At 47.0% G+C, this 20,471-nt stretch carries 15 protein-coding genes and 2 pseudogenes; 5 read left to right on the top strand and 12 right to left on the bottom strand.

What is annotated here, in order from left to right:
- Window positions 1–340, top strand: a pseudogene (locus tag AKL11_RS11205) (ISKra4 family transposase); the annotation flags it as partial.
- A gap of 134 nt (window positions 341–474) precedes the next feature.
- Here AKL11_RS11205 and AKL11_RS11200 read toward each other — a convergent pair.
- The 4 genes from AKL11_RS11200 to AKL11_RS11185 form a co-directional block, all read right to left on the bottom strand.
- Complete coding sequence (locus AKL11_RS11200) at window positions 475–1,824, bottom strand: TolC family outer membrane protein (RefSeq protein ID WP_095210331.1); 1,350 nt, start codon at window positions 1,822–1,824, stop codon at window positions 475–477.
- A 54-nt stretch (window positions 1,825–1,878) separates the two neighbouring features.
- A complete protein-coding gene (locus tag AKL11_RS11195) occupies window positions 1,879–6,864 on the bottom strand; it encodes a VCBS domain-containing protein (RefSeq protein WP_067517441.1) in 4,986 nt (1,661 codons plus the stop codon).
- Window positions 6,865–6,936: 72 nt separating this feature from the next.
- Complete coding sequence (locus AKL11_RS11190) at window positions 6,937–8,259, bottom strand: HlyD family type I secretion periplasmic adaptor subunit (RefSeq protein ID WP_067517439.1); 1,323 nt, start codon at window positions 8,257–8,259, stop codon at window positions 6,937–6,939.
- Window positions 8,259–10,013, bottom strand: coding sequence for a type I secretion system permease/ATPase (locus AKL11_RS11185; protein WP_095210330.1), 1,755 nt, complete (start codon window positions 10,011–10,013; stop codon window positions 8,259–8,261). The genes AKL11_RS11190 and AKL11_RS11185 overlap by 1 nt, the downstream gene beginning before the upstream one ends.
- A 410-nt stretch (window positions 10,014–10,423) precedes the next feature.
- Between AKL11_RS11185 and AKL11_RS11180 the strand changes: the two genes are divergently transcribed.
- The gene (locus tag AKL11_RS11180) at window positions 10,424–11,254 is read left to right on the top strand and encodes a hypothetical protein (protein WP_067517433.1); all 831 of its coding nucleotides are present in this window, start codon (window positions 10,424–10,426) and stop codon (window positions 11,252–11,254) included.
- Window positions 11,255–11,291: 37 nt separating this feature from the next.
- Here AKL11_RS11180 and AKL11_RS11175 read toward each other — a convergent pair whose 3' ends face one another.
- Genes AKL11_RS11175 through mrcB form a run of 3 tightly spaced genes read right to left on the bottom strand, consistent with a single transcriptional unit; the run spans window position 11,292 to window position 14,337 of the window.
- On the bottom strand, window positions 11,292–11,603 hold the full coding sequence (locus AKL11_RS11175; RefSeq protein WP_067517430.1) for a YqcC family protein: 312 nt from the start codon (window positions 11,601–11,603) through the stop codon (window positions 11,292–11,294).
- A gap of 1 nt (window position 11,604) precedes the next feature.
- On the bottom strand, window positions 11,605–12,009 hold the full coding sequence (locus AKL11_RS11170; protein WP_067517428.1) for a tetratricopeptide repeat protein: 405 nt from the start codon (window positions 12,007–12,009) through the stop codon (window positions 11,605–11,607).
- A gap of 3 nt (window positions 12,010–12,012) precedes the next feature.
- Complete coding sequence (gene mrcB, locus AKL11_RS11165; protein WP_095210329.1) at window positions 12,013–14,337, bottom strand: penicillin-binding protein 1B; 2,325 nt, start codon at window positions 14,335–14,337, stop codon at window positions 12,013–12,015.
- Window positions 14,338–14,760: 423 nt separating this feature from the next.
- Between mrcB and AKL11_RS11160 the strand changes: the two genes are divergently transcribed.
- The gene (locus AKL11_RS11160; protein ID WP_067517426.1) at window positions 14,761–15,021 is read left to right on the top strand and encodes a TfoX/Sxy family protein; all 261 of its coding nucleotides are present in this window, start codon (window positions 14,761–14,763) and stop codon (window positions 15,019–15,021) included.
- A gap of 106 nt (window positions 15,022–15,127) precedes the next feature.
- Here AKL11_RS11160 and AKL11_RS11155 read toward each other — a convergent pair whose 3' ends face one another.
- Window positions 15,128–15,886: a HesA/MoeB/ThiF family protein gene (locus AKL11_RS11155; RefSeq protein WP_067517424.1), complete on the bottom strand. Its 759-nt coding sequence runs from the start codon at window positions 15,884–15,886 to the stop codon at window positions 15,128–15,130.
- A gap of 118 nt (window positions 15,887–16,004) precedes the next feature.
- Window positions 16,005–16,397, bottom strand: a complete 393-nt coding sequence (gene gcvH / locus AKL11_RS11150) for a glycine cleavage system protein GcvH (RefSeq protein ID WP_067517422.1) — start codon at window positions 16,395–16,397, stop codon at window positions 16,005–16,007.
- Window positions 16,398–16,630: 233 nt separating this feature from the next.
- Between gcvH and AKL11_RS11145 the strand changes: the two genes are divergently transcribed.
- Window positions 16,631–17,158 carry a DinB family protein gene (locus tag AKL11_RS11145; RefSeq protein WP_067517420.1) on the top strand — a complete coding sequence of 176 codons (528 nt, stop codon included), beginning with the start codon at window positions 16,631–16,633 and terminating at the stop codon, window positions 17,156–17,158.
- Here AKL11_RS11145 and AKL11_RS11140 read toward each other — a convergent pair.
- Window positions 17,155–18,921 carry a bifunctional lysophospholipid acyltransferase family protein/GNAT family N-acetyltransferase gene (locus tag AKL11_RS11140; RefSeq protein ID WP_067517419.1) on the bottom strand — a complete coding sequence of 589 codons (1,767 nt, stop codon included), beginning with the start codon at window positions 18,919–18,921 and terminating at the stop codon, window positions 17,155–17,157. The two genes, AKL11_RS11145 and AKL11_RS11140, sit on opposite strands and share 4 nt — an antisense overlap.
- A gap of 294 nt (window positions 18,922–19,215) precedes the next feature.
- On the opposite strand from AKL11_RS11140, the gene AKL11_RS11135 reads away from it, so the two are divergent.
- Window positions 19,216–20,040 carry a 23S rRNA (adenine(2030)-N(6))-methyltransferase RlmJ gene (locus tag AKL11_RS11135; RefSeq protein ID WP_067518414.1) on the top strand — a complete coding sequence of 275 codons (825 nt, stop codon included), beginning with the start codon at window positions 19,216–19,218 and terminating at the stop codon, window positions 20,038–20,040.
- A 58-nt stretch (window positions 20,041–20,098) separates the two neighbouring features.
- Here the strand turns inward: AKL11_RS11135 and AKL11_RS24580 are convergent, their stop codons facing one another.
- Together AKL11_RS24580 and AKL11_RS26625 are read right to left on the bottom strand one after the other, a co-directional pair.
- The gene (locus AKL11_RS24580) at window positions 20,099–20,284 is read right to left on the bottom strand and encodes a hypothetical protein (protein WP_095210327.1); all 186 of its coding nucleotides are present in this window, start codon (window positions 20,282–20,284) and stop codon (window positions 20,099–20,101) included.
- Window positions 20,285–20,368: 84 nt separating this feature from the next.
- Window positions 20,369–20,471: pseudogene (locus tag AKL11_RS26625) on the bottom strand (transposase); the annotation flags it as partial.

Raw genomic sequence — 20,471 nt, 5'->3', positions numbered from 1 at the left:
GGGTGCTAAAAAGATCCTGCATGAGATTGAGTCAGCAGAGCTGCCTAAGAAAACCACTGCCCTAATAGAGAAGCGTTATAAAGCGGTAACCTACTTCACCAACARCCATCAGCTGATGAATTATCATCAAGCTATTAAACGACACTGGMCAATAGGTTCAGGGGTGACGGAAGCGGCTTGCAAGACATTGGTCAAACAAAGGCTTTGTTCCTCAGGCATGCGATGGAAAGCAACCGGAGCAGAAGTGCTTCTGAATACAAGATCACTGATTCAAAGTAAGGGCCGATGGGAACAGCTTTGGACGAACATCCTCTCTGGCAAGCAGAAAGTGGACTTATGAGTCAGTTATCAGACTGAGAGAGCACCCGATAGTTTGTGTAGTAACTTGTTAGCATTAAAAACCTCAGCCAATCTATAACAATCTATAACACTTTATAGACTGGCTGAGATAAAAAAGTTCATTAATGGGACGATTTAAATCGTCAAAGCCACCTTCAAACCACAGTCATTTTCAACGGGCAAACTGGCATCCATTGTTTGAAGTAGTGTACCTGTGCTGTTGAGCAGACGAAATCGGTTGAATAACAGATCATAGCGGGCATTGATTTCGCTTTGTCGAGCAGAGGTAAACTCATTCTGGCTGTCCAACAGATCCATCAATGTTCTGCTACCCATCAGAAACTGTTTGTTATACAGCCCACGGGAACGGTCAGATTGCTTTACGTGCTCTTCAAGCGGACGAAGCCTTTGTGCTCCATAGTCGATCGCGACCCAGGCAAGACGAATTTCCTCTTCAACCTGACGACGAGCACGATTCCGAACCTCCATAGCCTCATTGATCAGCTTACTGGTCTGGCTGCGGCGGGCTTTATCGCCACCACCGTTATACAGGTTGTAGGTCATGTTGACTTTAGCGACATGGTTATACGTATCGTCTTTGCCTCCGTTAGCATCGGTATCCCAATTTGCGCCGACTTCCATTTCGAAGCGTGGCATAAACGCACTCTTACTGGCTTCGTACTGAGCTTCTGCCGCCTGTACATCCGCAGTAGCCAGCTTCATGACTGGATGTGCTTCTACACCCAGGGTTAACGCTGCTTCCAATGATGCCGGAGCTTGCTCAGGTATCGCTGGCACTGAATAGGCTTCTGGAAGATTACCCGCAAGGCGTTGATATTGCGTTTTCACATCCCGAAGGACGGACTCAGCACTGATCTCATTGGCTTTTGCCAACACCAGACGACTCTGGGCCTGAGCAACATCCGCATCATTGCTTCGGCCTTTTCTACCCTGCGTTTCGATGAGTTTGACCAGTCGTTCATGTTCTTCAGCATTCGCCTTCATCAGCTCAACAACAGACTGCTGACGTATAATATTCACATACGCCTGAGTCACCTGCAGTGCCGTGTTGCTGGCCGCATAACAAATATCCTGAGCTGCCGATGCCTGACGAGCCTTCTGACGATCGACTTCACTGGAGACTGCAAAACCATCAAACAACATTTGACGTGCAATTAAGGAGGCATCGCGGCGGGTTCTGTGCTGATCTTTGTGCTCTGCGTTACCCGCATTATAAGCGCCGATCGTGGTGCTGTTACGGCTATTCTCGTAACCAATACCTGCCGTCAGATCGAGACTGGGTAAATAGCCGGATTTTGCCTGCCTGATTTCATCCATTCGAGCATCGGCTTCAATGGTTCGGATGAGAATTTCCGGGTTCGTTGCCAGCGTCTGATTAATTGACTCCAGCAGCGTATTTGCCTGTAGATTTGCGGCCATAACGGCAGCCGACATTACCGATATTTTTAGATACTTCTGAAACATCCTTTTTTCACTCCCTCTTGGTCTATTCGTAGTTATTTGTCTGAAATCCCGGTGTTAAACAATCAGCTGCCCATTGTTAATCAGCTGCTGAAGCACATCATCGCCACTGACGGTGCCGTCCTTAAAGTCATTCCAACCGTTAGGGTTAGAAGAATTGCTGAGGACGATTTTTAATTCTGGATCATCGTCTCCGGGCATCGTGGTAAAGGAGAGGGTTGCCGTTGATGTCAGTTCATCAAATGACGCTGTAATGCCTTTCTCCTGAAGAGAGGCTGGATCGATGCTGCCACTGGAGCCAAAGTCAATAAGCCCGGAAATATCCAGAATGTCGGCATTGCTGCCGGTACTGAGAGCGTTACCCAGTGTGAAGTCTGTGATCGTATCGGTCTGAACGGTGCTGCCTGTCAGCAGGTCGGCTATTTTGAAAATGAAAAGATCGCCTCCTTCCCCACCACTGAGGGTATCGTTACCTGTTCCACCATCAATGAAATCTTTGCCTGCACCACCGTTAATAGTGTCATCGCCCTGATCACCACTGAGAATGTCATTCCCATCAAGGCCATTGATGATGTCATTACCCGCCAGTCCATTAATGGCATCATTCTCTGCACTGCCATCAATGGTTTCGAAAACATTAGGGTCATTACTGCCAGTCTCGCGGTGCTCTTCCAGTACATCCGGGTAAACCGTGTAATTCAGATTAACGACACTCTCAGAACTGCTGGTGCCAGAAGCAGTGGCTGTCGCGGTAAATTCCAGAGAAACATTGCCAATAAAATCAGCATCGGGCTCCAGAACCATACTGGATAAATCCCAGCCACTGATGTCTATCTCTGTATTGCCTTCTGTTGCGGTGAAAGCGTTGCCAGAAGTGCCATCTGTAATCGTCACACCGACGGGGATATTGGATACCGTGACTGCCAATGTTTCGTTGTCATTAACGGTAAAGGCCACGACATTCAGTGGTATGCTGGATGTGCTTTGATAGCCCACCGTCTCTACCCGAATATCGTCGATAATCGCTCCGGTACTGTCACCTCGCTCTGCAGCCAATAATTCAAAGCGCGTGTTAGCACCCGATGCCGCAAAATAAAACGTTTGAGTGCGCAAAGCCGCCGCATCAGATGGATCAATAAAGGCAAGCATTGTGGAGTTAATGATTTTGCCATTCTCATCCAGATCATAAACCCAGACTTCTACGGCAGAATCATTGTTAGTTATGTTGTTCTTACGGCCAGCATGGTCGAAAGTGAATTGAAACACCTCACCTTTTACAGAATCAATATCTGCAAAAATATTGTAGTCCCCGTCGTATGCTTTTAACTCCAGAATTTGATTATCACCAGGGTTACTACTGTTCAAGTAGTTCGACTCCCTGCCTATCTCTATCCTGCCCGCTTCATTTTCCGTCTGATACCCCTGTTCTTCAGCCCTGACTGTGCCCCATACCGGAAACCTGGTCGCCTCAAAATCAGTAAAAAGACTGGTTCCTCTGGGAGTGGCATAAATAATCGGAGCGGCTGGAGCACCAGCCTCTGGCTCTGAATAAACGACCAGTTCAGCATCCGTTTCGTCAGACAATCGAGCACCAGGGACAGACACATTGGCAGTGACGTCATAAACGTCATCTGACAGCTGATCTTCGTCAGGAATCTCAAGACTCCAGGTTTTATTATCAGAGTCATACTGCAATGGCTCACTGCCATCGCCTTCGGGGTCGTATGAATAGGTGACGCCATTCACGGTGACGGTAAGAATGTACTGATCAGGCAGCTCCGCGGTACCTGTAAGGATTGGCGTATGATCTGTGGTTTCCAGCCTGTCCACCGTCGGTGGATTTGCCGGCGCAGCGAGATATTGCCCGACAACCGTCACCGTTACGGTCGCCGTATCACTGGCATCATCATCCGTGATGGTATATTCAAAGGTGACTTCCGTCGTTTCTCCGGGTGCGAGATAATCAAAATCATTACCTGGATAAAACACCACTTCTCCGTCAGCCTCATTCCAGATTAACGAAGCGCTGTCAAAATCAACCGGCGAATTAACGCCACCGATCCCTACAATACTCAACCCATGATTATCAGAATCGGAATCGTTGTCGAGCAACGCCTCCTTAGGGATACGTAGCGTTTTAAAATCATAAGTCTGGAAAGCACTGTCAGGCTCGATCGTTTCAACCCAGTCTACAAAGAAGCCTGAGTTATTTTCATTTGCGGGGATAAATTCAATTTCATCAAAGAAAAGTTCATTGGTATCAATAGCAAATTCGGTACTTCCATCGGCAGTAATATCAAATGAGCCCTCGGTTACCAACTGTCCGTTGAGGTAACAAACCCACTTGATAGAATCCCCTGCCGCAACACCGCTCACCGCCACCGTGGCGGAAGATGCCAGGTTTTTAAAGCCGATGCTCAGGCTTTCATAGGTGTCGTCACTGGTCTCGGGCGTGCCATTATCCTTATATTGGATTTCAATACTGTCATCCGGCGACCCGCCAGAAGCAACGCCCACCTTATTTGCTGTTGTGTTCTGATTATTAACCGTGGCTCCTGACTGATCCACCGCGGTTGCACTCACTCCAGGTTTACCGGAGTATGCCTCCACACTGGTTTTATCCCAGCTTACGTGGGTTACACCAGCAGCTATGTCGTCATTACTTCCATACCGAACTGTTTTTGCTTGCCCCGGATCATCCAAAGCATCCACCTGATGACCAGGGCCATAAATGTCTGCACCATTAATTGTGATGGTGATGTCATGCTTGGTGCCATCTGTGGTTTCTACGGTGTAGACTTCAGTAATGGTGTCACCTTCACCAAGATACTTTATAAGATCGTTGTCTACTTCATAATGCCACTCACCATCAGCATCAATTTGCAATTGACCCACCGCCAACTGGTTAGTCGATTTCCCTGAATCAAACACGGTTTTGTTGATGGCGAATCCGGTATTGCCATCAACATCAGTGACCGTCAGTTTTCCTGATTGTTTTAGGTCAATCTCAGGCGTATTGGGGTCAGTATCCTGACCCTCGGTGACTTCACCTTTATCACTACCAGCAGCACTTAGTTTAATTTCACTCTTATCATCGCTGCCCGTGACCGTCAGCGTTGTTGTTTTCAGTGCTGACTTACCGTTGCCGTCGTCTTTCACTGAGTAACTGAATTCACCCGTTGCGGCCACGCCTTCCGGTAATACATCTAAATCAGCAGGCAATACACTATAACTACCATCAGCGTTAATGGTGAGCCGAACATTTAGAATCTCACCGGTGTCTTCTCTCACAAGCTCTACAGTGACTGTTTTACCGGCATTGACTGCACCGCCGCTGCTGCCTTTAATTTTGTGAATGCTTAGCGCTTCATGGTCGTCATCCACATCTGCAGCGCCATTCAGCAACGTACTGTTTTCTTTGGTCACACTGAAGCCAGACTCCAGATCATCTTCAGTCGCACTGAGTTCCGGCACAGCCTCCAACGTAGGGTTATCGTTAGTCCCGGTAATAACCACTTTGATCACTTTGCTGGCGGTGCCATCCGCAGAGGTAACCTTGAGTGTTTCTCGAAACTTTTCGCCACCTTCAAGGCTGTCAGCTTTCATTTGATCTTTCAGAGTGTAGGTCCACTCACCGTTCGTAGGATCAAACGTAAAACTGCCGTATTCACCTTCCAGAGCTGCATCGGTCGGTGTTTGGAAGTATGCCTCACCTTCATCCGCATCAGTCACTTTCAGCTTTCCGCCGGCAGTATTCTGATTTTTGAACTTGTTATTATCATTCCCGCCTGCTTCGCGAACTCTGTAGTCTTGAGTGAATTCAGAGTCCGCCTTGATAACCGCTTTATCATTACTGCCGGTTATATCTACCGTAATGGTTGTGCTCGCGGTGCCATCCGCAGATTTAACTTCAAGGGTATCCTGAGCTTTGTCATTTTTGTTGAGTTTGTCTGCTAAGCCTTGATCTAACTTGTAGTCCCAAACTCCGGTGTTCGGGTCAAAAGTGAAAACACCGTAATCACCCTGTAGCTGGGTATCCGTCGGCGTGGCGAAAGATGACTCACCATCGTCAGCGTCCGTTACCTTTAATTTCCCACTGGCAGTATTTCTCTTTTTAAAGCTCTTGTTGTTTTTTCCACCAGCTTCCTGAACCAGATAGTCCTGATTAACCTGATTGTCTACACCTATAAACGCATTATCATTACTGCCTGAAATCTCGAACTCTAACTTTGCAGTGGCTTCGCCGCCCCTGCCATCACTGATGGTGTATGTGAACGTATCGTTTACGACATCCCCGGCATTCAAGACATCTGTCGCAGACTGATTAGCGGTATAGCTGTAGCTACCATCCGCATTGACAATCAAGGTACCAAAACTGCCAATCAATGGCTGTCCGATAGCACCTGATTCACTACCGAAACGAATACCGGTGACGATCAAGATATCGCCATCAGAGTCGAAATCATTCGGGTCAATCAGACCATTTACCCGGCCAACCGATAATGATTCCCCCTCACCGAGCACACTAAGATCATCGATCGCAACAGGCGCATCATTTTCATCAATCGCCAATACATCAGCAGCGACAAAATCTGTACTATCTTCAGTGCCAGCTTGTCGCCCTGAAGTATCAAAACCGGCTTCAGGTTCCACCTGAATGGCACTCAGATTTAAAATCGTCTGATCACCAAACCCGCTATTCGTCTGTTCTGTATTGTCTGTAGATAATGTTTGGTCATTCGGTGGTTCGATTTCAAGCTGTTCCGCTTCTATCTCGACTTCAGGCTCAGCCGTCAAAGCAGTCTGCCCAAATAAAGGAAAACTAAATTCTGAGTTACTGCTGAGCTCGATAATCTGGCCATCAGGCAGGTCTATATGAATCGCACCATCGACACCAGTAACAACCGCTTCCTGCGGGTATACGACATCGCCAATCTGAAGCGTGCGACGATTGCCTTCTGAATCAATCGCCTCAACGTTTCCTACAACGAAATGGATGGATCCAGCAGACTTATTTGCAACGGTTTCAGGGGTAACGTTCATTTATAGCTCCGTTATTTTCTCATCTGGGCGACTCCGGCCCTTCGCTAATTTTTAATGTGTAATCCACAATAATCAGCGTTCGCTGAACGCCAACTGTTTCGCTCTCAGCACCGGCTTCAAAAGGTATTTAAGTAACGTTTTTTTGCCGGTTAAAATATCCACAGTCGCCACCATGCCGGCAATCACCGGGCGACTGCTGTCCCCCTCATAACCAAGGTGGCTTTTGTTGGTTTTGATTCTTGCCAGATAAAAGCTTTCGCCCTGTTCATCCAAAATTGTGTCAGCACTGATATGGGTTACCGCACCTTCAAGGCCACCATGAATGGTGAAATCGTAAGCGGTAAAACGAACTGTCGCTTTCTGACCTGGGTGTAGGTATGCAATATCCTGTGGACGAATACGGGCTTCTACCTCAAGCGTGTCGTCTACCGGGATCAGCTCCATCATCACCATACCTGGCTGAACGACACCACCTTCGGTGTTCACCAAAATCTGTTTAACGACACCTTTCATCGGTGCCCGCACTTTGGTTCGCTCCACTTGATCACTGGTAGCCGTTGCTTTCGCAGACAACTCATGAAGGAGTGCCAGAGTCTCGTTCAGCTCCACTCTGGCCTTATTGGTAAAATTAAGCCGGGTTTCATTAATCCGTTGCTTGATTTCATCCTGCTGGGCTGTAATGCGCTCAAGGTTCTTCTCTGCGATCAGTTTTTCACCACGGGTATCGCTAACCTGCCTTTCCAGCCTCAGCACTTCGACGCGGGAAACCGCACCTTCTGCTGCCAAATCACGGGCTAACTGAAACTCTTCATCCAGCAGTGAAAAACGTCGGGCCAGCATGTCTCGCTGAGCTTTTGTTTCCAGCATTTGTTTTTGCTGCTGGGTTAATTGCTGCTGATAGACACCGATGCTGCTGCCCAATTCAAGTTGCCGATTCTTAAACAGCTCCGTTTCTCTGGCTGCCAGTTCGGGTACCTCTGACACCAGAGAATCAGGCATCAACGGCTCACCACCTTCAACCTCGGCCAGCAGCCGTGATTTTCGGGCTAATAAGGCATTGCGATTAGCCAATTGACCTTTCCGGGTTGACGTAAATCGGGTGTCGTCCATGACCATCAACACTTGCCCCCGATCCACCAAATCACCCTCAGAGACCATAATGCCCTCAACAATGCCACCTTCCATGTTCTGAACATTCTGCACTTGGCTGGAGGGAATAACCTTACCTTCGCCTCGGGTGATTTCATCCAGCTCACACCAACCTGCCCAGAGGATAAAAGTGATAATGGTCAGCGCCACTGTCAGCAATAGCGGACGACTGCCCTTTGATATACTACTGATTTCCTCTTCCGTAGCCCCATGCCAGTTATTATCTGTCAACTGTTGCTTATCCATCAGGCGACGGCCTCCTGATGCTTACTGACTGAAGGACTTCTCTGCGCTTCAAGAATTTGACTGGCGCTGCCATTAACGCTGATTTTGCCTTGATCCAGCACCACAATCTGGTCCATCGCATTCAGCAGGTTCAACTTATGGGTCACCAGGATAATGGTTGTATCTTTAAGTGCTTTGAGTAACTGCAAAAATTGCGCTTCAGCTTGAGAATCCATCGCACTGGAAGGCTCATCAAGAATCAGTACTTTTGGCGATGTGACCAATGCTCGAGCCAAAGTCAACGCCTGAGCCTGACCACCGGACAAGTTACGACCGCCTTCACCAATCATATAGTCGAGACCGGCACTGCCAGCCCGAACGATATCCTGCAAACCTGCCTGTTCAAGCGCGCGCAGAATGTCGCTGTCGCTAATGCCAGTACGCTGCATGGTGATGTTGTCACGCAGAGAGGTGTTGAACAGCTCCGGTTTCTGCCCAACATAACCGATATGGCTGCGATACCAGCTTGGATCGATCTGCCTGAGATTCATGCCATCAACGCCCACCAGTCCTTTTCCAGGCTCAATAAGGCCCGCCAGTAATTGCAGTAATGTGCTTTTTCCAGAACCCATGCGCCCTAGAATGGCCAACTTGGTGCCTGCCGGTATAGTCAAGTTGATATCCTGAAGCTGATCCGGTGATTCCGGATAAGCAAACGACATATGGCTGATATAAAAGTGGCCATGAAACGTTTCGGGTTTTAACAACTTTCTTTCGGACGGGTATTCCTGAGGCAAATTCATGATTTGCCCTGCATGATCCAACGCATGAATGGTTTTTTCGTATTGATTCATCAACCCGATGATTTGTGAAACCGGCGCAGCACAGCGGCCAGAAATCATCATAATGGCAATTAAACCGCCCATTGAAAGCTCACCAGCACTGATCAGATAAACACCGGCAATGACCAAAACAACGGTATTTAGCTGAAGCATCAGAGTGGTGGTCTGGCTGGTTATCGTCTGCAGTTGACGCGCTTTCAAAGATGCATCAGCAACTTCCCGATTGAGGCTGCTCCAGTGTCGTTCATTCTGCCCTTCTACATTGGAAGACTTGATCGAAACCAACCCCAGTAACAGCTCCATCATAAAATTTTGGCGTTTAGAGGAAGCGTTCTGCTGTGTGTGAATAATCTGTTGTAAGGGCTTGTTTAAAATCCAGGCAACTAACAGGGCAGTACCTATACAGAAAAGAGGAATCAGGACTAACCATCCACCCAACCAAATCACCAACCCCAGAAATAGGATGACAAAAGGAAGGTCAACAAACGCCAGAATCGTTGTCGATGTAATAAAGGAACGGACACTGTCAAACTCTGACAATTGATTGAGAAAACTGCCCGCACTTGCCGGCCGGCTGGATAGTTTCAAACCAAGCAAGCGGTCCAATAGCCTGGAAGAAAGAGTCAGATCAATCTGTCGCCCAGCCAAATCGATAGAGCGGGAACGAATCAGTCGGATCGCCATTTCGAAAAAGAATGCTAAAACGACACCAGTTGCTAGCATCCAGAGCGTTTCGAATGCCTGATTTGGCACAACCCTGTCGTACACATTCATAACGAACAAGGGGGAGACAAGCGCGAAAATATTAACCAGCAAACTCGCTAGCAATACATCGCGGTAAACTCGCCAGTAGGGTGATAGCGCTTGCCAGAACCAATTATACCCAGATATGTTGTTTGTGTTCTGGGTGGGTTTTTCATCCTTAGGGGTCACGTTTGTGTTCTTCTATACATGCCAAGGCTCAACTTACAACGCCTGATGCCTATAAAATAGTCTGCGAACCCAGCCACAATAATGCGACAGCCGTCACATTTTTACATAACCCAACCTTGATTTCTACTTAAATAATGAGGGAGAACACTTATCGATCAAGATATATTGATGTTTGACTCAGGGTTGAATGAGAATATTCATATATTCAATCATTAAAATCTACACATGTCGTATTTATTGTTTCAGAACTAACCGTCTATTAAGAAGAACTCAGTATTGTTATAACCAGTTCTCTATTTTAAAAACAATCTATTTCAAAGAGCTCTTTGGATTTGTTATCCGCAGAGAAACTTTCTTTTTAATCTTATTGTCTACACGTGAACTCAAATCGACTTAATTGAGGTAATCAAGTGAATATCGGATCACAAAGCGGTTTAAATGGTAGTCCTGTTGTAGATCGAGTAAATGGGGATTCAGCAAGTAAAGCAGTCAATCAAGAGCCAATAAAAATTGCAGACTTGCCGTCGGTTCAACACTCTGCTGACGGAGTTGATACTTGTGATACCCAGAGAGAGAGCTCACTACCTGCACTGACCGATATGAAAATATCGATTCCTACAGCCGAGGATCCTATACCAACATTAGATAAAGGGACTGATAGTGTGCAAGAACAAAGCACTCCACAAGGAGGAGCCAATAGTATTGTTTCAGAAATATCTCCCTCAACTATACAAGAGCCCAAAGCCTCTGAAGACAACAAGGCCGCTCATAGTTTATCAAGGCATCCTTCCCAAGGCTCTCTTCCTGCTGAAGGCACAAATACATTAGAGACTCCAGTACCTCATAATAATGACAGAGCTCCTGAAAAATTAGCTGATACCAGAACTCAACATCCCTCCGAAGAAAAGATACCAGGGTCATCGGACAATTATGCAGAAGCAAAACCAATGAGTTCAAATGTCAATGCGGAAACGACCGTAGTAACTACCGGCAATTATTCAGAAGTAAAGCTTGAAGAATCCCCTGACATAAATGACACGTCAGCTGATCCAACAAGCAATGACAACCTCCAACCAGGGCAAACTCCGGTTATAAAAGCCAACGAAGAAAATGTACCCAGCAGGTCAGAAGCCGCAGCTCACGAAGAAAAACCAAAAAAAGGCTGTTTCACTTCACTTCTCTGCTCTATCGGTAGCCGAAAAGCTGAAAAAGTGACTCAAGAAACAAGAACAGAACTATAGCACGATATTTATACTTTAATGAGCTGCATTACTTTGATCAGTTCATTAGCTGATCAAATTTTTCAATAAGATTAAGCAATTCCTGCGAAGAGAGGCGTTCCATTGGCAGCGCTTCTTCTGCATAAGGTTTCATATCCGACCCGGTTGGCAGGGAGCCGCCTGCGTCCAGAATGGCTCGAATCCTTGGTATAAAAATCCACTGCAGCCACTGGCTGAAATGCATGGTGTCCATACAAAATGGCGTGGTGCTGGAGAGTGCTTCGATAGAAGGCGGCATCTGAGCCCACACATTCTGGTTTCGAAGTTCATCTTCAATAGCTTCCAGCAGATTGATAATTTCCTGAGACATATTAACTCTTCAATTCTTGAAACAATTGATTAATCTTCCGTACCAATGCCGGGCCTGGCTGAAGGCTTAATGCTCTTTCAGCCAATTGCTTTGATTGTTCGGGCTTACCCTGATCCTGACGCAGCAATGCCAGCTGATAATAAACATCGGGCGTCGTTGGACTAATTCGTACGGCACGGTTCAAATAACTTTCGGCCGCATCCAACTGGCCTTGTTTTCGGGCGTTCCACGCCAGATTCAGCAATGAACCCACGGCATCGTCTCTTTCCACATAAGGCGACGTTTGAACGGATGCATTCTCGGGCATTTTCATAGAGGTAGAACAACCCACCAGTAAGACGGTCAGCAGGATAATTGTCAGACCAGCTTTTGGCATTACTTTTTCAACAACGGGCATCAGTGCCATGTATTAAAACCACGCTTTAATTCTATCAAAGAGAGAGTCGTCACTGTCTTTTCCGCAACCAGCATAAGCCTTAGGTTCAGAGCCGGTAATATAAGGTAATTCCATAGCCCCTTCACAATATTGATGACTTCGACCATTGGCCGCAGGGTTCACCCAGAGACTGGTCAAATTATTCGCCTGCAGTGGTGCCACAGGTTGCACTGGCACATTGGCTAAGAAGTTGCCCCAGATTTTCAGGGCGCCGCTGCTGCCCGTCAGCTTTGTTGGGCTGTTATCATCATGGCCAATCCAACTGACAGCAACCAAATCACCAGAGTAGCCAGCAAACCAGCTGTCTCTCAAATCATTGGTGGTACCGGTTTTGCCGCCCAGAGGAATATCTGGCTCGATATATTGGTAAATCCTGCGCCCCGTGCCCTCTGACATCACAACACCCAATGCAGTCCGTAACAACTCCATAGGTCCGGGATTAAATGCTCGCTCTACCGAAATGCTGTACCGGGAAAGAGGCTGCCCCTGGCTGTCCACCACCGCATCAATAGCGCGAATAGGCATACGGAAACCACCGCTGGCAATGGTTTGGTACATGGTGGCAACTTCTATGGGCGTCATGGATAGAGCACCCAGCAGCACCGACGGATAAGGCGGCACACGTTGTTCAACACCCAAGCGTTTCAATGTGTCCTGTACCGATGACAAACCAACCGCCATGCCGGTATTCGCTGCCGCCTGATTATAGGATTTTGCCAGCGCAAGGTATAAGGGGACTTGTCCGTGAGATTCACGACTGTAGTTTTTTGGCTCCCAGTAACCACCTTTGCCGTCGTTAATTTTTACCGAGGTATCATTAACCATGGTCGTTAATGTGAACTGCTCTGGTCGTTCAAGGGCAGTGAGGTAAATAGCTGGCTTCAATAACGATCCAACCGGACGGCGCGCTTCTACAGCACGGTTAAAACCTGCGTAACCGGCATTTTTGTCGCCAACCACTGCGAGCAAATCACCCGTTTGAGCAGAGCTAATCACCATAGCGCCTTGCAACTGATTACCTTTGCCCAGGCTGTTTACCGTGGTGCTGACACTCTTCTGGGCTTCCCGCTGAATAATCGGATCAAGGTTGGTAAAAATTCGCAGCCCTTCACTAGTCAGATCTTTTTCATCGTAATCTTTTCGCAGCTGTTCTTTGACCAGATCAATATAGGCTGGAAAGTCATTGGTACTCACCAACTCACGACTTACGACGCCTAATGGTAATCTTTTAGAACGATCCACTTCGGCCTGTGGCACGATGCCTCGTTCTGCCATGACATCCAGCACTAAGTTTCGACGCTCCAATGCACGCTCTGAATAACGGCGAGGATCAAAATACGATGGACCTTTCACAATCGCCACCAGCAAAGCAGTGCGTGCGAGGTTCAGTTCCTGAATGGGTTGGGCAAAGTAAAACTGGCTGGCCAAACCAAAACCGTGGATTGCTCTGCGACCATGCTGGCCGAGATACACTTCGTTCAGATAGGTTTCAAGAATCTCTTCTTTGCTGTAATGCAATTCCAATAACAAAGCCATAATCGCTTCTTTGGCTTTACGCACCAGCGTCCGATCGTTGGTCAGAAAGAAGTTCTTTACCAGCTGCTGGGTGATGGTGCTGCCGCCCTGAACCACTCCACCAGCCCGCACGTTTGCCACCATGGCTCGAGCAATAGACGTCGGTGATAAACCAAAATGATCATAATAGTCGCGGTCTTCGATAGCTAGTAACGAAGGAATAAGGTACCGGGGCGTTTGTGTAGAACGAATCAGCAAACGATCTTCATAACTGGCCGGGTAAATACCACCAATGGGTTGCGGATCTAACCGCAGCAGTGGCAGCGTTGTGCCGCCATTGCTTCTCAGCTGCACAATTTCATTGTTCTGCAGCTGAACGGATGCGTATCGTGAAGGTTCTGCACCATCCGGGAAATGAAACCCTCGGCTATAGATAACAAACCGATTACCAGCACGGGCGAAGGTGCCGGGACGACTGACCTGCTGGACAGCCTGATAACCTTGTCGCTTAAGCTGCGATTGCAAATCCGCAGGCGTGATTCGTTTACCCGAATACAATTCCAGAGGTCGAGCAAACACCTTGGCAGGAATTGCCCACTTTTTCCCTTCAAATTGTCGGGTCACCACCGCATCAAGATAAGCTGCATAGGCAATCACAATGGCCGTCAGCGTAAAGCCTGCCTTGAACAGAATGGAGCGCCATGATGTACGTGATGGCGTACGTGTTCCCTGACGTTTTTTCCTGGGTGATCCGGTTTTTTTGGTCGTCGTTTTCTTGGCCATGGGTGCGATTATACGTCAGAGTGGCGGAGTAGGTCTTTTCTCAAAAAGACCGAGCAGAAAATTTGGCTTACCCTTTCATTTTTCAAAAGCGCCAAAATGCTCTTACATCTTATGGTGTTGCGTTTTCATAATAAAAATAATCGATCAAATAATGCCTCGTTTGATACTCGTTGACTAAAGTGTCAAAACACAATCATTTTGGTAATAACCGATAACGCTATGTGATGAGCTCAAAAGACTCGTCTATTCTTAAGGAAAATTACTAAGGCTGTCGACGCTTCGTTGCAAAACTCAGTGACTCAGAATGACTCAGAAAAGTTATGCTCACGAAGGCTTGCGCGCAACAAAGCATCAACAACCTACTGACCTTTAAAAAATGCTGTCTCTGACACGGACGTCAGAGTTGAGTTAGGGATCCCGTAAATGGCAACAGATTTGATTGAATTAAAAAACTTGGGCAAGACATCCGTGCAATGGTTAAACGCCGTCGGCATCAGAACCCTTGAGCAACTCCACGACGTTGGCTCTGTCGCTGCTTACTGCAAAGTCCGCAGTCGCGGGTTTAAAGTTTCAAAGGTTCTGCTTTATGCGCTTGAGGGAGCACTGATTGGCAGTCACTGGAATGATCTGGACTCCGATCACAAAGCTCGCCTTCTTCAGGCGGTTAAAGAGTGCGTTTTATAACCCTGTTTCTTAATTGACACCCTTAGAAGCTGTTCACAATCTTTCTGCGAGCTGCAAACGATGATGAACAGCTTCTAAGTCACCAACTTTGTAGAATCCATTGTTTCTATGTGATTGGTGACTGATGCCCACAGACTGGGCAGTCCGGGTCAGCCTCCAGTCCCATTGTCTGCCAATCCATTGTCATCGCATCAAAAATCATCAACCGACCATTTAATGTTTTACCAATACCCGCAATAATTTTGATGGCTTCCAGTGCCTGCATAACACCGATAGTACCAACAACAGGCCCAAGCACTCCGGACTGCGAACACGTCAGGTTTTCATTGCTCTGTTCATCGTATAGGCATCGATAACAAGGTGAGTTGCTCTGACGACGGTCGTACACGGTAAGCTGGCCGGAAAAGCCTATCGCAGCACCACTGACTAATGGTGTCTTGTGTTTTACACAGGCAGCGTTGATGGCAAAACGGCTGCTGAAGTTATCTGTACAATCCAATACCACATTTGCCTTGCTGACCTGTTCATCAAGCTCACGTTCACTCAAGCAACCGTGTATTGAATCAAATTCAACATCGTTGTTAATCGCGGATAAACGCCGTTGTGCTGCGATCACTTTGGGCGTGCCGCAATCTTCTGTGGAGTAGAGCAGTTGTCGTTGAAGATTAGTAGCGTCAACGGTGTCAGGATCTACCAGCACGATATGACCAACACCTGCTGTTGCCAAATACTGAGCAGCCGGGCAACCCAACCCTCCGACTCCCAGAATAAGCACTCGGGATGCCAGTAGTTTTTCCTGGCCAGCAATATCCATTGGTTGAAGCATGATCTGACGGCTGTAACGCAGCAACTGCTCATCATTCATGGATGATAAAATCCTGCAAGGGTTCGGAATAGTGGTGGGAGAGGGTACAACAAAGGCACACCCGTTGTGGATAACTTGATGTGCCTGTTTTGCTAATAACGGTAATTGCAGCGTGGAATCAGGATTCAGATTCTACAAACTCGGCGTAAGCTTCTGCGTCCATCAGCTCGCCCAACTCACCTTCATCCTTCAGCTTCATTTTGAAGAACCAGCCTTCGACATAAGGGTCAGTGTTGACGGTTTCTGGCGCTTCTTCCAGAGCAGGGTTGGCTTCCAGAATTTCACCGGTCAGAGGCGCATATATTTCTGAAGCCGCTTTTACTGATTCAACCGCACCCGCTTCCTCACCAGCAGCCAGAACAGTGCCAACCTCTGGCAGCTCAACAAAGACCACGTCACCCAGCGCTTCCTGAGCATGTTCGGTAATACCGATAGTGACAACACCACCGCCTTCAACCCGAACCCACTCGTGAGACGTCAGGTATCGTAAATCAGTCGGTATATTACTCATTTATGTATCCTCTGTTGAGTTGCTCTTTGTCCAAAGATGCTTTTCATTATTATTGCCTCCCTCACTGTTAGCAATGAGATGAGTCAATATCACTCTTCAATATGCATTCTGATTAGCCGACTAAAGCATTCTATCGAGTTTGATTAAAAATTCACATAGTGCAAGACTTAAGTGGATCACTCAAATCCCATATGGGTTCGCTCTTCAGGAAGAAGGCAAAGGTTCAGGATCGAATGTCACTACAGAATGTTTGTTATTGTAATGAGCAATTACTGTCTGAGTTAATTGCCGCCATCAACTCATCGTCCGATGAGCTATATCCTGCAGCCATTACGGGTGATGCCCGGCAGACTATCGGCATGCATACTCGACATATCATTGAATTCTATCAATGTTTTTTTTCAGGCCTGAACAGTCGCCATATTAATTATGACAACCGCACAAGAGAGCAGCGCCTTGAACGTATATCGTCTGTTGGAATTGGTGCTCTAAAGCAAATTATTGACCAGTTAGCAGAACTGAGCACGTCAGAGCTGAAGCATCAAAAGTTGATGCTAACCTCGGTGACAGACACCCAAGGCACATCGGTGGCAATAGAGTCCTCTCCAGAACGGGAATTGCTCTTCCTGCACAGCCACACAACTCATCATATGGCGATTATAAATCTGCTGTTACAACAGGCAGGCCAGACCTTGAATAATGAATTAGGTGTGGCTACATCCACCCAGATATATCGTAATAGTAAACTGGTCTCTAGCTAGGCTGCTCTCGTATGGTGCTGTAAAAACAAACGACTGCGCTCGCTGCCCATGTATTTGGCCAGTGTCTTTTCATCAACCTTTAGCAAATCAACAATAATCAGCCCATCCAGTGCATTGTTAAAGTCCGGGTCAACATTAAAAGCAGCCAGCTCTCCTCTCAATTTCAGGTATTGTCTCAACAGAACGGGTATGCCTTTTTGATCCTTTTCGATCTGTTGAATGAGAGACGACAGGTGCTCAATTTTATCGATACCTTTCAAATCATCCGTCAGCCAAATCTGCTGAGTATTTTTAATCGGCGTGGTAGGTTTTACCAGTGATGACAAAGCCTGATCTGAGTTATTCACGCCGAGGCAGCCTGCCATCAACTCACGAGACACTTCGCTGTAATCACTGCTAATGCTGACTGGACCGAACAACACTTTGTATTGTGGGTTCGCTGCAACGTAGGCACCAATACCTTTCCACAACATGAGTAACGCACTCAGGCTTTTTTGATATTCTGCGCGAACGAAAGAGCGCCCCATCTCCAGGCTGCTTCCCAGTTTATGAATAAAACCAGCGTGGTAGCTGAACAGGCTGCGAGAATAGAGGCCATGAATGCCTTGTTCCCTGAGAATCTGATCCACTCGGCCTATTCGATAAGCGCCAACAACTTCGGATTTTTCCTGATTCCACAGGAACAGATGCAGGTAGTACTGATCGTAATGATCCAGATCCAATGAACGACCACTGCCTTCTCCCACTTCTCGGAAGGTGATTTCTCTCAGGCGGCCAATTTCTTTGAGAATAAAAGGAATCTCTCTGGACTCTACGCAATAAACGGCCATTTCGCCTTTTTCAAGCACCAGCGACTGCTTAGACAACTGATCAATCTCAGTTTGCATGGCGATGGTGGACACACTGTCAGCAATCGGCTCTTCCGTTCTCAGGGGTTTGTTCATCTGAGGCCTTTCGGCATCATTTTGGTAAGGAGAAAGAAGATAAGTGCATAACCGCAAGTATTGCGTCAACGCACCGTTGGTGGAAAAAGTGGTTAACTCTTTATTCTCAATGGTTCGACCAATTCGAAAGCTGAGCGTACTCCCCTGTTTATTAATGAGCTCTTTCACCAGCCTTAGTGTTCGCAGGCGGGGATGAATACGACCAAACCAATGAAATAATTTACTATTGGAACCATCAATAAACACCGGAGAAACTTGTGCCTTTGTAGCCAGAGCCAGTGTTGCCGTTGTATTTCGCCACTGAGGATCACATACGCTGCCCAGATCACTGTTATAGCTTGACACCTCACCCGCAGGAAAGATCAACAATTGATGACCATCTGCAACCCACTGTATTGCTTCTTCTATGGCCGCTTTGTTTTTTTCCCGGGCATTGGTGCTGAGTACATCAACGCCAATAAAGACGTCTTTAAATTCAGGTATACGACAGAGGAGCTCATTGGTAAGTACTTTGACATCATCACGCTGCTCTAACAACAAGTCAGCCAGTGCCACTCCCTCAATGCCTCCAAAGGGGTGATTAGCGACAACAATGGATGGCCCTTGATCAGGTACAGAATCGATCTGACCTTTAACAACCTCATAATCCACTTCAAATATTTGCAGAGCCCGTTTTAGGAATTGCTTACCGGAGTAATTGCAACCGCGCTCTTCTTCGTAAAGTTGTTCCAGCACTGTTAGCCCGGTCAATTTCTCCAGAACCGACTCTACAATGCCAGAGCGAGTGTATCTTGGCAGTCGAAAAGGTGAATTCAGCATCTTGCCCTCTATCCTTGAGTTGTTGCAGTACCTGAACTGTACTTCTGCCGGGTACACACCTTTCTATCTATAATGTCTAACGTATCGCCCGTTCACAACTAAAATAAGGGTCAAAAATGACAGGCTCGTTAATAGTCCATGACACATTGATGAATGAGTGGTCAGCCTGCGTTAAATGTCACTGATATGGATAGATCGCCGTATGCCCCTTGGGCCACAAACCTGCTAGATTTCACTGATCCTTCATCGCCCTTTCACCGGCTCACTCTTCCTTCCCATCAGAGCTTCATAGACATGTTGAGTTACCAGCACCATTATCATGCAGGCAATCATGCAGATGTATTAAAGCATTGGACGCTTCTGGCCTGTGTGCGTCATATGCAGAAAAAGGATAAACCCTTTGATTACATTGATACCCATGCCGGCGCAGGCTTTTATCGGCTGGATTCAGCCATGGCCAAAAAAACCAATGAAGCCGATGAGGGCGTACTTAAAATTAATTGGAAGAAACAGCCCGGCTTAAAAGACTATCATGGTCAAATAGCTGCCGACATTAAGGCTCGCAGCTACCCTGGCTCGCCTTTGCTGGTGAAACGCTTGCTCAGGCCTGGCGATAAAGCATGGCTCTTTGAGATGCATCCGAAAACACTCAGAGAACTGAAAAACCATTGTGAGCACCGCAGGCTGTGTCATGTAAGACAGGAAGATGGTTTTCAAGGTTTGCTGAGCTTACTGCCCGTTGCCAGCCGCAGAGCACTGGTGCTGATTGATCCTTCCTACGAGATCAAATCCGATTATCAGACCGTTGTTACCGTGATGAAAAAAGCCTGGCAGAAGATGCCACAGGCAACCATGTTGCTTTGGTACCCTGTCGTTGATGCTGGCCAGATTCAGCAAATGGAAAAAGCCTTCGCTAAAAGCAGTATGCGTAATGTGCACCTTATGGAAATGGGCATAGAAGACAGCGAACAACCAGGAATGACAGCGTCAGGCATGATTGTTGTTAATCCACCGTGGACACTGGCTGACGAATTCAATGCAACAATGCCAGCGGTATCTGAAATGTTATCCAAAGATAAGAAATCACGATACAGATATCAGGTTCTGGTTGCTGAGTAGTCAAATAGGAGAGGGGAAGAGCAGGATTCAAACGACTGAACCCTGCTTTTAAAGCGCATTAACGTTTACGACACAAACGACAAAGCAGAGATTTAATCCTGTTATCTGTCTTGAAGAATTCCATGGCGGCTAAAACAATCGCAGAAACCAAAAGGCCGCAGGCATTATAAAAAAGTAAGCCTCCATCATCGCCAATAATGAAACCAGCGTCGTTAAACTCTGGCATGGCTAAGTAGTTAACCAAATGAAATCATATATTCCTGACCGACCTGCTCAAACACTCGTATGACTTCTGCTTCAAACGCCTTAAAGTCCATGACCTCAAAGAGATTCAACCATTCATACTTCACCTTTTGCCATAGCATTTCTATCAAGTTCAGTTCTGGGGAGTAGGTTGGCAGATAGCAGACAAGTATCTTCTTTTCGATCGC

Origin of the sequence: Endozoicomonas ascidiicola (assembly GCF_001646945.1) — a bacterium.
GTDB classification, from domain to species: domain Bacteria; phylum Pseudomonadota; class Gammaproteobacteria; order Pseudomonadales; family Endozoicomonadaceae; genus Endozoicomonas; species Endozoicomonas ascidiicola.
Note: the sequence above shows the minus strand (reverse complement) of the source record. Positions and strands in the feature narration are given on the sequence as shown.